Source organism: Microvirga flavescens (assembly GCF_003290125.1).
Taxonomy (GTDB): Bacteria; Pseudomonadota; Alphaproteobacteria; order Rhizobiales; family Beijerinckiaceae; genus Microvirga; species Microvirga flavescens.
Map to the genome: position 1 here is coordinate 604908 of NZ_QMKH01000001.1, position 13310 is coordinate 618217.

Here is a 13310-nt window from a genome sequence, read left to right on the forward strand (position 1 = left end):
TCCCGTGCCGCTCCTTGAGGTGGCGGCTTGCGTCGCGGGCCGTTTTGGCAATGTCGATGAGCATGTTCATGCAAGGTCCCCGTTTTTCCGGGGTTCGCACGGCAATGTCTCAGTGATGTGACGCCCGATTCTCCTCAGGCCGCGTAACGGCTGAAGACGAGTGTCGCGTTGGTGCCGCCGAAACCGAACGAGTTCGAGAGAACCGTGTCGATCTTGGCGTCGTCGATGCGCTTGCGCACGATGTTCATGTCGGCGAAGGCGGGATCGATTTCCTCGATATGCGCGCTCTCGCAGATGAAGCGGTTGTTCATCATCAGAAGCGAATAGATCGCCTCCTGCACGCCGGTCGCGCCGAGGGAATGACCGGTGAGGGACTTTGTGGCCGAGATCGGCGGGCACTTCTCGCCCGCGCCGAAGACCTCGCGGATCGCCTCGATTTCCTTCTGGTCGCCGACAGGCGTCGAAGTGGCGTGCGGATTGATGTAGTCGATGGGCGTCTTCACGTTCTGAAGGGCCATGCGCATGCAGCGCACCGCGCCCTCGCCCGACGGCGCGACCATGTCGTAGCCGTCCGAGGTCATGCCGTAGCCGACGATCTCGCCGTAAATCTTCGCGCCGCGCGCCTTGGCGTGCTCCAGTTCCTCGAGAACCAGAACGCCCGCGCCGCCGGCGATCACGAAGCCGTCGCGGTTCGCGTCATAGGCGCGGGAGGCGACCGCCGGACGGTCGTTGTACTTCGAGGACATGGCGCCCATCGCGTCGAAGAGGACGGAGAGCGTCCAGTCGAGATCCTCGCAGCCGCCCGCGAACATCACGTCCTGCTTGCCGTACTGGATCATCTCGTAGGCATTGCCGATGCAATGGTTCGAGGTCGCGCAGGCGGAGGAGATCGAGTAGTTCACGCCCTTGATCTTGAACCAGGTGGCGAGGGTCGCCGAGGCGGTCGAGGACATGGCCTTGGGCACCGCGAAGGGGCCGACGCGCTTGGGACCCTTCTCGCGGGTGATGTCCGCCGATTCCACGATCACGCGGGTCGAGGGGCCACCCGAGCCCATGATGATGCCGGTGCGCTCGTTGGAAACGTCGCTTTCCTCCAGCCCCGCGTCACGGATGGCCTGATCCATCGCGACATGGTTCCAGGCCGTGCCGCCGCCGTGGAAGCGCATGGCGCGGCGGTCGACCATCTCCTCCACGTTGATCTGCGGCGCGCCGTGAACATGGCAGCGGAAGCCGAGCCTCTCGTAATCGGAAGCCTGGACGATGCCCGACTTGGCCTCCCGCAAAGAGGCCAGGACCTCCTGCGTGTTGTTGCCGATGGACGAAACGATGCCCATGCCGGTGACGACGACGCGCCTCATAACCTACCTCTTCATAGAAACTCGATGCCGATCCCAACACGTAGGATCGGCATCACGTATTCTCAACCGCAAAGGCTTCTCTAGAGCATGATCAGAACAAGTGGAAACCGGTTGTTCGCCCGGATCATGCGGTAAATAAAGGAGTTTGATCGTGTTTCAAAGAAACACGATTGGACTCTAGCCGACGGGCGCATCCGCCTGGAACAGGCCGACCCGCAGGTCCTTCGCTTCATAGATGCGGCGTCCGTCCGCCTCAAGCCATCCGTCGGCGATGCCGAGAACCAGCTTGGACCGGAAAACCCGCTTCAGATCGACGCCATAGACCACTTTCTTGACGCTCGGCAGAACCTGGTCGGAGAATTTCAGCTCGCCGACACCCAGCGCCCGGCCGCGCCCCTGCGCGCCGAGCCAGCCAAGGTGAAAGCCCACCATCTGCCAGAGAGCATCGAGGCCCAGGCACCCCGGCATCACCGGATCGCCTTTGAAATGGCAGGGGAAAAACCACAGATCGGGCCGAACATCGAGCTCGGCGACCACATGGCCCTTGCCGTAGGCGCCGCCGTCCTCGCCGATGGAGGTGATGCGGTCGAACATCAGCATGGGGGGGAGAGGCAACTGCGCATTGCCGGGTCCGAACAGCTCTCCGCGCCCGCAGGCGAGAAGATCTTCGTAAGTATAGCTCGACTTGCGGGCCATGCCGGATGCCGATCCTTTCAATCGTTGACTTTTATATAGGCCGAAGCTCGCGGGGACGCTCCTGAAAATTGTCCCTGAAGCCTCTTGGGTGCGCCCTCGTAGCACAGTGAGGCCATCCCTCAAAGGGGCGCATGCGATGCCGGATTTTCGGGAGGATGCAAGGGCCTTGCGATGACCCCGGCGATTTTTCGCCCGGCCTTCGCCTTGCGGCAACCCCCTCGCTTTCCTATGATTATAGTGATAAGAGCCGGGTTCAACGCGTAGTTTTGCCAGATGACCGATCCTCTGTCTTCCTTCATCGACCATCGATCGATGCCCCAATATCGCCGCGGCTGCCCCCTGTCGGAGCTGCGCGACAAATTGCGCCGGGTGGGTCTGCGCCCGACACGGCAGCGGGTGTCGCTCGGCTGGCTTCTGTTCGGCAAGGGCAACCGGCATGTGACGGCAGAAATGCTGTTCGACGAGGCTTCCAGCGCCCGCGTGCCGGTGTCGCTGGCGACGGTCTACAACACCCTGCACCAGTTCACCGAGGTCGGCCTCCTGCGCCAGCTCGCGGTGGACGGCACCAAGGCCTATTTCGACACCAACCCCACCGAACATCACCATTACTTCCTCGAGGAAGAGGGTGAGCTGGTGGACATGCCCGAAACCGGCATCACCATCGCCGACCTGCCCGTCGCTCCGGAGGGCATGGAAGTCGCCGGTGTCGAGGTGATCGTCCGGCTGCGGAAGAAATCCTCCTGAATTCAGGCCAATAACGTCTCTTGAAGGGGCGTCGGAGCCCTCGAGGCTCGACGATGCCCCTTGCCCACGTTCTCTTAGCCCTCGTCGTCACCCTGATCTGGGGCTTCAACTTCATCGTCGTCAAAGTGGGCGTCGGGACGGTCCCGCCCCTGCTGCTTTGCGGCTTGCGCTTCCTGTTCGCGGCCCTGCCGACGGTGTTCTTCCTGCCCCGCCCGCAAACGGATTGGCGCATCGTCGGAAGCTACGGCTTCGTGCTTGGCGTCGTGAAGTTCGGGCTCCTGTTCACGGCCATCGCCATCGGCATGCCCGCGGGGCTCGCCTCGCTGGTGCTGCAGGCGCAGGCCTTCTTCACCATTCTCTTCGCCGCTGTTCTCCTGCGCGAGAAGCCCGGTCCTCACCAGATCCTCGGCGGCCTCGTCGCCTGCCTCGGGCTCATCCTGATCGCCTGGCCGCGCCTGACCGGCAGTGATGTGCTGCCGTTCCTGCTCACCGTCGCGGCGGCGGCGGCCTGGGGCGTCGCCAACATCATCTCGAAGCGTGCCGGGCGCATCGACATGCTGGCCTTCGTGGTGTGGGCGAGCCTTATCCCGCCAATTCCGCTCTTCGCCCTGTCGTTCTGGCTCGAAGGCTGGGAGCGCATCGCCCCCGCCCTGACCCACATGGACGTGACCGCCATCGGCGCGGTGGCCTATCTCGCCTATCCGACCACCATCGTCGGCTTCGGGATCTGGGGATTCCTGCTCAGCCGCCACAGCGCGGCGACGGTCGCGCCGTTCTCGCTCCTCGTGCCGATCACCGGCATCGCCTGTGCTTCCCTCATTCTCGGTGAGAGGATGTTGCCGGTCGAGATCCTGGGCGGCGCGGTGATCGTGTCGGGCCTCGCGATCAACACCTTCGGCGGGCGCGCCCTGCAGCGGCTCAAGCCCGCCTGAGCCGGGCTCAAAAGGATTATGCCAGGAACCGCGGGCCTTCCGGTCCGTTCGGGAACCGTCGGCGGCCTTCGACTGCGCCACGCGTTTGTCTCTGTTCTCCAAAAAAGACCGACCCGCGAAGGGCTCATGATGGCGATCTGGAGGGGGCGAGGCTTGTCTTGAGGCGGTAAAACTCTTGAGGCGGTAAAACCCGCTGGAGGACCACGCCATGATGCTGGCTCGATGGACCCTTCCCGCTCTCGCCGTGAGTTTTACGGCCATCACGATCGCTCAAGCACAGCAGGCCCCGCCGGGCTCACCCGAGGCGACCCAGACCCTGGATGGCCGGGTGCTGCCGCAGCCCGCCGCGCCGTTCGGCGGCGAGATCAATCTCAATGCCTTCCAGTCGAAGCCCTGGTGGCAGCCGCGCGTGGTGCCGCCGCAAGGCGCGCCGAACGTTCTCCTGATCATGACCGACGATGTGGGATTTGGCGCGCCGAGCACCTTCGGCGGCGTGATCCCGACGCCGAATCTCGACCGCATCGCCAATAACGGCCTGCGCTACACGCAATTCCATTCGACGGCTTTGTGCTCGCCGACCCGCGCGGCGCTGATCACCGGGCGCAATCATCATTCGGTCGGGTTCGGGCAGGTCACGGAAGCGGCGACGGGTTTTCCGGGCTACGACAGCATCATCGAAAAGGATTCCGCCACCCTCGGGCGCATCCTGCGCGAGAACGGCTACGCCACCTCCTGGTTCGGCAAGGATCACAACACGCCCGCCTTTCAGGCGAGCCAGGCCGGTCCCTTCGACCAATGGCCGCTCGGCATGGGGTTCGAGTATTTTTACGGCTTCGTCGGCGGCGATACGAGCCAATGGCAGCCCAATCTTTTCCGCAACACCACGGCGATCTATCCCTATCTCGGCAATCCGGGCTGGAACCTCACCACCGCGATGGCGGACGATGCGGTCGCCCATATCAAGATGCTGAACGCGGTCGAACCGGACAAACCGTTCTTCGTCTATTACGTGCCCGGCGGCACCCATGCGCCGCACCATCCGACGCCCGAATGGATCGAGAAGTTCAAGGGCAAGTTCGACATGGGCTGGAATGCCCTGCGCGACCAGATCTTCGCTAACCAGAAGAAGCTCGGCGTGATTCCGCAGGACGCCGCGCTCACGCCCTGGCCGCAGGATCTCCTCAAGAACTGGGATTCATTGAGCGCCGACGAGAAGAAGCTCTTCACCCGTCAGGCCGAGGTCTATGCGGCCTATCTCGCCTATACGGATTACGAGATCGGCCGCGTTATTCAGGCGGTGGAGGATGCCGGTAAGCTCGACAACACCCTCATCGTCTACATCAGCGGCGACAACGGATCGAGCGCGGAGGGCTCGCCCAACGGCACGCCGAACGAGGTGGCGCAGTTCAACGGAGCGGAAGTTCCCGTCGCGGACCAGCTCAAGTATTTCTATGACGTGTGGGGCTCCGACAGGACCTACAACCACATGGCCGTCGGTTGGACCTGGGCCTTCGACACGCCCTATAAATGGACGAAGCAGGTCGCCTCGCATTTCGGCGGCACCCGACAGGGCATGGCGATCTCCTGGCCGAAGGTCATCGCGGACAAGGGCGGCATCCGCAACCAGTTTCACCACGTCATCGACATCGTGCCGACGATCCTCGAGGCAACGAAGATTCAGGCCCCGGTGATGGTCGATGGCATCGCGCAAAAACCCATCGAGGGCATCAGCCTCGCGTATACCTGGGACAAGGCCGCCGCCGCCGTGCCGACGCGCCACCGCACACAATATTTCGAGATGCTCGGCAACCGCGGCCTCTATCATGACGGCTGGTACGCCAATACGGTCCCCATCAGTGCGCCCTGGAACCTTGCCTCCACCCCCAATCCCGACGTGGCGAACGGCTACAAGTGGGAGCTTTACGATCTCACCAAGGACTGGACCCAGAACAACGACGTCGCGGCGGCCAATCCGGCGAAGCTGAGGCAGATGCAGGAGCTGTTTCTGGTCGAGGCCGCGAAGTATCAGGTTCTGCCGCTCGACAACTCGATTGCGACCCGCATGGTCACGCCCCGCCCGAGCGTGACGGCCGGGCGATCGAGCTTCACCTATTCAGGTCCGCTGATCGGAATTCCGATGGGCGACGCGCCGCAGCTCCTCGGCACGTCCTACCGCATCACGGCGGAGATCGAGGTGCCGCAGGGCGGGGCCGAGGGTATGCTCATCACGCAAGGCGGCCGTTTCGGCGGCCACGGCTTCTACCTCAACAAGGGCAAGCCGGTTTACGTGTGGAACCTCGTGGATCTGGAGCGCGTGCGCTGGGAAGGCAAGGATGCGCTCTCTCCCGGCAAGCACACGCTTGTCTTCGAGCTCACCTATGACGGGCTCGGTTTCGGCACGCTCGCCTTCAATAGCATGAGCGGCCTCGGCCGCAGCGCCACCGGGGTGCTCAAGGTGGACGACAAGGTGGTCGCGACGCAGAAAATGGAGCGCACGATCCCGCTCATCCTGCAATGGGACGAATCCCTCGACATCGGCTCCGACACCGGCACGCCGGTCGACGACAAGGATTATCAGGTGCCGTTCAAGTTCACGGGCACCTTGAACAAGGTGACGATCGATCTCAACCGTCCAAAGCTCACGCCCGAGGATCAGAAACGCCTGATGGAGGGCATGCAGCGCAGCAACAAGTCGAGCGAGTAGCCTTTAGAGCATGATCAGAACAAGTGGACACCGGTTGTTCGCCCGGATCATGCGATCTCAAGGTCTAGCGCAGTAGGCCGAAGCCCACGAGCGCGTAGACGATCAGGAAGATCGCCACGAAGATGTTGAGAAAGCGCGGCGCGATCAGAGAGCCGATGCCGAGGATCAGGGCGAGGATCGGGAGCAGCTTGGTGAAGCTTAAGGAAAGCGTCATTCGGTGTGTCTTTCGTCGATAGGGACGGAGGCTTCAGTGGAAAGCGTTGAGGGCTATTCCACCTTCTCATTGGGGTAGGCGCCCCACAGCTTGTCCTGCCGGATATAGCCGTCCACGTCGCGGGAGCGCTCCAGAGCGATCTGGATGTGGCACCAGCTGCCGGTGCATTCCTTGATGTTGGCGATCACGCCCGGCTGGAGCTGGGCGACCGTGTCGCCCTTGTCGTCGGGGCGGGAGAGAAGCGGGATGGGAGTGCGGTCTTTGGCCCATGGCATGATGAGCACCGTGCGGCGGCCCGAAAGCAGGGAGTGCAGCACCCAGCCTTCCGTGCCCTCCGAATCGCGGATGCGCCGCCAGGTTTCATATTCGGCGATGATTTCCACCGGCAGGCCCGCGCGCTGGAACACCCAGGCAGTGCGGTGGTCCTTGGAGGGGCCCTCGCGCAGGTTCACCCGGTCGGTCTTGAGGCTGACATAGCGCGGGACCGGCAGGCCCGTGCCCCTGCGGCCTCCCGGCAGCTCCTGCGCCGCGGCAGGCAGGGCGCTCAAGGCGGTCAGGAGCAAAATCGGGAAGAGGAGCGTGAAGGCGATCTTGCGCATTGGGCTTTGCATCGGGTTTGTCTAACGTCACGCCTCTGGTAGAGAAGCGTGACGGGCCGCGCCACGCGACGGCTCGCCGCCTTACTGGCCGATCCGGGGTTAAGAGCGCGTGAAGACGCGCGAAAGCCCTTCTCGGTTTTTCGACATCGGGGCCTCGAGATGAAGAAAAGACCTGTCGTCGTCGTCACCCGGCGGTTGCCTGACGCGATCGAGACGCGCCTGCGCGAGCTTTTCGACACGCGCCTCAACCTCGATGACCAGCCCCTTTCCCGCGAGGCGATGGTGGAGGCGGTCAAAGGCGCCGATGTGCTGGTGCCGACCGTTACCGACGAGATCGATGCTGGCATCATCGCCGAGGCGGGCCCGAACCTGAAGCTCATCGCCAATTTCGGCAACGGCATCGACCATGTGGACGTGGCCGCCGCCCATGCGAAGGGCATTACCGTCACCAACACGCCGGGCGTGCTGACGGAGGATACGGCGGACATGACGATGGCTCTGATCATGGCCGTCGCCCGCCGCATTCCGGAAGGCGCGCAGGTGATGCAGTCCGGCGAGTGGTCCGGCTGGTCGCCGACCTGGATGCTGGGCCGCCGCATCACCGGAAAGCGCCTCGGCATCGTCGGCATGGGCCGCATCGGCCAGGCGCTCGCGCGTCGCGCCAAGGCCTTCGGGCTCCAGATCCACTACCACAACCGTCGCCACGTGCCGCCGCAGATCGAGGCCGAGCTGGAGGCGACCTATTGGGAATCCCTCGACCAGATGCTGGCGCGCATGGACATCGTGTCGGTCAACTGCCCGCACACACCCGCGACCTATCATCTGCTCTCGGCGCGCCGCCTCAAGCTGATGAAACCGACTGCGATCATCGTGAACACCGCGCGCGGCGAAATCATCGACGAGGCCGCGCTGACGCGCTTGCTGGAAAGCGGCGCCATCGCGGGCGCCGGCCTCGACGTGTTCGAGGAGGAGCCTGCCGTCAATCCGCGCCTCGTGAAACTCGCCAAGCAGCACAAGGTGGTGCTGCTGCCGCATATGGGCTCGGCGACCTATGAGGGCCGCATCGACATGGGCGAGAAGGTCATCGTCAACATCAAGGCCTTCATCGACGGTCACAAGCCGCCGGACCGCGTCCTGCCGAGCATGCTGTGATCCTGATCGGAACCTGCGGCGAGTATCCGCATCCGACACCGAGCCTGAAACTGCTCATCGAGTCCCTGCACGCGGCGGGGCGCGATGTGGCTCATGCGCCTTGGAAGACGACGGATCCTAAAGTCTTTGCCGAGGCCGACCTCGTGCTGCCCATCTGCTGCTGGGATTATCACGATGAGCCGGATCGTTTTTTGCAATGGATCGACGAGATCGTGTCCATGGGCGCGCGGCTCTGCAACGGGCCCGAGACGTTGCGCTGGAATTTCCGGAAGACGTACCTGCTCGACCTTGCCGCCCGGAGCCTCCCGGTCCCCGCAACGTGCTTGCTGCCGAAGGTGGACCGGCAGGCGGTCGAACGGCAGATGGCCGCTCGAGGGTGGGACGTTGCGGTTCTGAAACCGGTTTCAGGCCAAAGCGGCTACGGCGTGACAAAGCTGGCATGGGCCGACCGGGCGGAGTGGGATCTGGCCGGCCTTAACGGCCGCGATGTGCTCCTGCAGGAATACCAACCCGATATCGGTTCAAACGGCGAGACGACGTTGACCTTTATCGACGGGGTGTTTTCGCATGCGGTGCGCCGGCAGCCGGGCCCCGGAGAATGGCGGGCGAACATTCAGTACGGCGTTTCCTTCGAACCCGTCGCCGTTGACCAGCGCATCGTTCAGGCAGCAAGCCGCTATCTCGAAGCGGCCCCCGAGCGTCCCGGATACGCCCGCGTCGACGGTATCATTCGGCCCGACGGCTTCATGCTCATGGAGCTCGAGCTGATCGAACCTTACCTTTACCTGGAATTTGCCGGGCCCGAGGCTGTCGCCGCATTTACGGAAATGGTTCTGCGCCGCCTCTAACGACGAGCATCCGCGCGAGGCAAAGGCGGCTCACATCTCGAACGAAAAGATTCGTTTCCAATCGTTCTTCATGCTGATTACCGGCCAGTTGCGTCCCTTCGCTTCATCGTAAAGCGCCTGCGAGAAAGCACCGATTTTGCTGGCGGGCAGGCCGGCGGCAGGGCCGTAGGCGTATTCGCGGTGGGCATCGTCATGCAGGACCAGCATGCCGAGGCGCTTGCCGGATCCGGCGGTGGTCCATTCAAGCATCTCCCGGTCGCCGTCCGAATTGCCGAACGCGGCGACGGGGCGGCGGCCGATCATGAGATCAATGTTCTCGGGCTTGCCGGGTCCGTTGTCGTTGAGAAGAAGCTTCGCCTCCTTGGTGAGGCGGGGCTTGCCGTCCGGGGCATAGCCGAACGCGGTCTCGCCCGCGCTGCCGACGACCTGTTCGGGCGGGATGCCGTAAGTCCGCCCGGCATAGGCACGCACGAAATCCTGCCCGCCGCCGGTCACGATGCAGGTCTTGAAACCATTGTCTCGCAGGACGTGCAGAAGCTCCTGCATGGGCTGATAAACGAGATCGGTATAACGGCGCTTCCAACGCGGGTGGACAGCGATTTCCAGCCACCGCTGCACGTCGGCACGGAAATCGTCCACGCTCATGCCGCTCAGGGCTGCGGCGGCAATTTTCTCCAGATCCGGCGTCGAGAGCTTCGTCAGCGCACCCAGACCGTCGGAGAGAACGGTCTTGAAGGGTTCCGTTTGCGCGAGGTCAGGCTTTCGCGCCACCACGCCCGGAATACGATCAAAGCAATAGATCACCTGCGTGTAGACGGGATGCTCGACCCAGAGCGTGCCGTCCTGATCGAAGGTTGCGATGCGCTCGTCCGGTGGGACATGGCCGGGATTCGCGGGATCGGTCGTTGTCCGCACGAAATCCAGAATCGCCTGCTTTGCCGCTCCGTCATTCCAGGACGGCAGGGGATCGCTCGCTTGTGCCGACGCAGGCGCGGAAAGGAACGGCTTCGCAAAGGTCGGGAGAAGCGCTGCGCCCAGCAGCACCGTGCGGCGTCTCATGCCGGAACGGTCTTGTGTCATCGACGGTCGTCCTTCGCGCTAGTGTTGAGATCCGCGATGGAAAACGCACAGGCCGACACAATGTGCCGCAAGGCATCTTGGTGCCCGCAATTCATCTTGCCGCTGCATATTTTAAAGTTACACTTCCTCATCCGCGTGACTGGCGAGGAAAGATGGATCTCCATCGGGAAGCGCGGATCGTTGCAGCGCCGCTCGCCTGGGCACCCCACGAACTCCAAAGGAGTCCTCGCCTATGGCCGCGACAACCATCCTCGTGAGCATTCTCGGCGCCTTGCTGATCGGCGCCATCAGCCCCGGTCCCAGCTTCGTTCTCGTCTCCAGAATTTCGATTGCCGGTTCGCGCCGCGACGGTCTTGCCGCCGCGCTCGGCATGGGGCTGGGCGGGGCCTTCTTCGGCACCCTCGCGCTTCTCGGCCTCACCGCGCTGTTGTCTCAGGTGGCGTGGCTCTATCTGGGCCTGAAGCTGTTAGGGGGCGCGTATCTCGTCTATCTCGGCATCCGCATCTGGCGCGGTGCGGCAGCGCCTCTCACCGTCTCAACGGACAATGTCGAACCGACATCGATGCTGCGTGCGTTTTCCGTGGCGCTCGTCACGCAGGTCAGCAACCCGAAAACCGCCGTCGTCTATGCCAGCATCTTCGCCGCCCTGCTGCCCGCCGCCGCGCCGCTTTGGGTGATCGCGGTGTTGCCGCCGCTGATCTTTCTGGTGGAAGCGCTCTGGTATGCGGTGGTCGCGGTGGCCTTTTCCGCCAGCGGTCCTCGCGCGGTCTATCTCGGTTCCAAGACCTGGATCGACCGTGCCGCCGGCGCGGTGATGGGCGCTTTGGGCCTGCGACTGATCGCCGAGACCCTGAAGCCGCAATAATCACGCTAATCTTGCCGGGGGCTCAGCTTTTCAAGGCAAGGCTTCCGGCAATCTCTCCCGCTGCTCTCGCGCCTTCTTCCCACGCGCCGCCGACCGTGCCCCATTGCGCGCGGGAAAGGGCCTCGCCCGCAAACCAGAGCCTGCCGTCGACGGATGCCTTCAGAATGTCCCGGTTGCCCACGAGGCCCGGCGGCACCACCGCCCATGAGGCGCGCGACCACGGATCGTGCCGCCAGCGCGTGTCGGCACAGACGGTGAGATCCCGGATCGCGCGATGCCCGAAATGCTCGCCGAGCACCGCGCGCACGAGCCGCGCCGGGGCATCCGTATCGCGCCCATCGAGCGCCGCCGCATAAGGCTGGTCGAGCTCGAAGAAATGGAACGGGGTGTTGTCGATTGCCGTCAAAAGTCCCGGCGGCTCGCGGCGGCCTCCGCTCAGGCGGGCGAGCCTGTCCGCCCCGCGAAAAGGCGCGCTCGGCCAATGCAGCACCACATGCTCGTAAACGCCTTGTGTGAAGCCGTGGATCGCGGCCTCGTGCGTTGCGGGAAGAGTGGGTGAGAAGCGGATTGCGCCCGTTTGCAGCACCGCCATCGGCACCGTGACGAGAACCGCTTTTGCCGAAAGCCTCGTGTTCGCCGTCGTGATGGAGACGCCCTGTTTCGAGAAGGCGATTTCCGTGACAGGGCTGTTCAATGCAACCGGCAGCCCCTCGGCGAGCCGCGCGATGTAAGCGCCGAGCCCGCCCGCGATGAAGAAGTTGTCCGCATAATCCATGTCGGGCACGTCATGCAGGCTCACCTCATCGAAAGGGCGGCCGGAGATGAGGCCGTGAATCGCTCGAACCTCCCGGCCGGCAGGCCCGAGCATTGGCAGCGCGCTGGCGGCGGGTCGGTCTTTCGGGTCTCGCGCTGCGAGGGTCAAGGCGCGTTCGGCAATGGCGAACGCTCGTCCGCTTTCGGCCCGCGCCGCGCGGCCCGCTTCCCGCCCGTGGATGAAGAGGTGCCTTTCCTGCGGCGCAAGGCGCAGGCGCTCCTTCCGTGCGCGGGCAAGCCGCACCAGCGGATTGATCGGCCCGTTGTGAAGCCAGTGCGCGCCGAGGTCGAGGGCATGGCCGCGGATTGCCGTCGTCACCGCCCGTCCGCCGATGCGGGAGCGTGCCTCCAGCATCGCGACCCGCGCGCCTGCCGCGATCAGGCGGCGGGCGGCGGCGATGCCGGCGGAGCCCGCTCCGACGATCACCACGTCCGGGTCGTGCGGCACCGGCGCAAGGGCGGGAACGGAAACAGGCAACATTATCGACATCTCCCCTCGCCTTGCGGGCTCACCGTTCATATGTAAAGTCCGCGCGATCTCAAAGGGGCCCTTTCGTTTTGAGGATGGAGGATGGATTGCTGATTCAGGCGGCCTATGCGGCATGGCGGCAGGTGTTGTCGCCCGCGTTGCGGCGCATCTTGTGGAAGTCGCTGGCGCTGACCGCCGCGCTGCTCGCGCTGGTGTGGTTCGCACTCACGCGGTTCTTCAGTGCCTTTCTCGACGGCCACTCCTTGAGCGCTACCTATCCGATCCTCGACGGCCTCGCGTTCTTCCTCGCCGGCGCGGGGCTCTTCATCGCGCTTGCCTATCTGTTGCCATCCGTTTCGGCCATCGTCGCGGGCTACTTTCTCGACGATGTGGCGGAGGTGGTGGAGGGAAGCGATTTTCCCGTCGATCCGCCGGGGCAGGCGCTGCCGCTCGGGCGCGCCATTCTCTACGGCCTGCGCTTCGCCGGGCTCTCGCTTCTCGTCAATCTCGCGGCGCTGCTTCTGTTCTTCATCCCCGGCGTGAACATCGTCGTGTTCTTTGCCGCCAATGCCTATCTGCTGGGCCGGGAATATTTCGAGCTCGCGGCGGGGCGCTTCCACTCCCTGCCGGAGGCCGCGCGCTTGCGCGTGGCCAATCGCGGTACGGTGTTTGCCGCGGGCGCGGTGATCGCGGGCCTCGTGATGGTGCCCGTCCTCAACCTTTTAACGCCGCTCTTCGGCGTCGCGATGATGGTGCATGTGCACAAGCGCCTCGCTGCCGAGGCGCGCCTGAACGCACGCCCCGCGCCGTCGCGGATCGGAAACGGCTGAGGCGCT

13 protein-coding genes and 1 riboswitch are annotated in these 13310 nt (G+C 64.2%); of the genes, 7 read left to right on the forward strand and 6 right to left on the reverse strand.

The genetic code is table 11. The features are described from left to right. Positions 1-134: 134 nt before the first annotated feature. Together fabB and fabA are read right to left on the reverse strand one after the other, a co-directional pair. Positions 135-1358: a beta-ketoacyl-ACP synthase I gene (gene fabB / locus DQW91_RS02755; RefSeq protein ID WP_112662003.1), complete on the reverse strand. Its 1224-nt coding sequence runs from the start codon at positions 1356-1358 to the stop codon at positions 135-137. A gap of 177 nt (positions 1359-1535) precedes the next feature. After that, positions 1536-2054 (reverse strand): 3-hydroxyacyl-[acyl-carrier-protein] dehydratase FabA, encoded by a 519-nt coding sequence (fabA, locus tag DQW91_RS02760; protein ID WP_112662004.1) that lies wholly within the window; start codon positions 2052-2054, stop codon positions 1536-1538. A 273-nt stretch (positions 2055-2327) separates the two neighbouring features. Between fabA and irr the strand changes: the two genes are divergently transcribed. The 3 genes from irr to DQW91_RS02775 all read left to right on the forward strand — a co-directional run bounded on the left by irr (position 2328) and on the right by DQW91_RS02775 (position 6434). Further along, a complete protein-coding gene (gene irr, locus DQW91_RS02765; protein WP_112662005.1) occupies positions 2328-2798 on the forward strand; it encodes a Fur family transcriptional regulator Irr in 471 nt (156 codons plus the stop codon). Between the two features lie 53 nt (positions 2799-2851). Next, complete coding sequence (locus DQW91_RS02770; RefSeq protein WP_112662006.1) at positions 2852-3730, forward strand: EamA family transporter; 879 nt, start codon at positions 2852-2854, stop codon at positions 3728-3730. Positions 3731-3938: 208 nt separating this feature from the next. Then, complete coding sequence (locus DQW91_RS02775; protein ID WP_112662007.1) at positions 3939-6434, forward strand: arylsulfatase; 2496 nt, start codon at positions 3939-3941, stop codon at positions 6432-6434. A 64-nt stretch (positions 6435-6498) separates the two neighbouring features. On the opposite strand, the gene DQW91_RS02780 is transcribed toward DQW91_RS02775, so the two are convergent. Together DQW91_RS02780 and DQW91_RS02785 are read right to left on the reverse strand one after the other, a co-directional pair. Then, on the reverse strand, positions 6499-6648 hold the full coding sequence (locus tag DQW91_RS02780; protein ID WP_112662008.1) for a DUF3096 domain-containing protein: 150 nt from the start codon (positions 6646-6648) through the stop codon (positions 6499-6501). A 53-nt stretch (positions 6649-6701) separates the two neighbouring features. Next, on the reverse strand, positions 6702-7247 hold the full coding sequence (locus DQW91_RS02785; RefSeq protein WP_112662009.1) for an SH3 domain-containing protein: 546 nt from the start codon (positions 7245-7247) through the stop codon (positions 6702-6704). A gap of 159 nt (positions 7248-7406) precedes the next feature. Here DQW91_RS02785 and DQW91_RS02790 point away from each other — a divergent pair, with 159 nt between their 5' ends. After that, a complete protein-coding gene (locus DQW91_RS02790) occupies positions 7407-8399 on the forward strand; it encodes a 2-hydroxyacid dehydrogenase (RefSeq protein ID WP_112662010.1) in 993 nt (330 codons plus the stop codon). Next, on the forward strand, positions 8396-9247 hold the full coding sequence (locus DQW91_RS02795) for an ATP-grasp domain-containing protein (protein WP_112662011.1): 852 nt from the start codon (positions 8396-8398) through the stop codon (positions 9245-9247). Before DQW91_RS02790 ends, DQW91_RS02795 begins: the two co-directional genes overlap by 4 nt. A 30-nt stretch (positions 9248-9277) precedes the next feature. On the opposite strand, the gene DQW91_RS02800 is transcribed toward DQW91_RS02795, so the two are convergent. Then, positions 9278-10327 carry an HAD family hydrolase gene (locus DQW91_RS02800; RefSeq protein ID WP_112662012.1) on the reverse strand — a complete coding sequence of 350 codons (1050 nt, stop codon included), beginning with the start codon at positions 10325-10327 and terminating at the stop codon, positions 9278-9280. A 125-nt stretch (positions 10328-10452) separates the two neighbouring features. Further along, a riboswitch (ZMP/ZTP riboswitch) is annotated at positions 10453-10536 on the forward strand. Positions 10537-10559: 23 nt separating this feature from the next. On the opposite strand from DQW91_RS02800, the gene DQW91_RS02805 reads away from it, so the two are divergent. Continuing rightward, complete coding sequence (locus DQW91_RS02805; RefSeq protein ID WP_112662013.1) at positions 10560-11192, forward strand: LysE family translocator; 633 nt, start codon at positions 10560-10562, stop codon at positions 11190-11192. Between the two features lie 22 nt (positions 11193-11214). On the opposite strand, the gene DQW91_RS02810 is transcribed toward DQW91_RS02805, so the two are convergent. After that, on the reverse strand, positions 11215-12495 hold the full coding sequence (locus DQW91_RS02810; protein ID WP_245410871.1) for a flavin monoamine oxidase family protein: 1281 nt from the start codon (positions 12493-12495) through the stop codon (positions 11215-11217). An 86-nt stretch (positions 12496-12581) separates the two neighbouring features. Between DQW91_RS02810 and DQW91_RS02815 the strand changes: the two genes are divergently transcribed. Beyond that, positions 12582-13304 (forward strand): sulfate transporter family protein, encoded by a 723-nt coding sequence (locus DQW91_RS02815; protein ID WP_112662434.1) that lies wholly within the window; start codon positions 12582-12584, stop codon positions 13302-13304. The last annotated feature ends 6 nt before the right edge of the window (positions 13305-13310 follow it).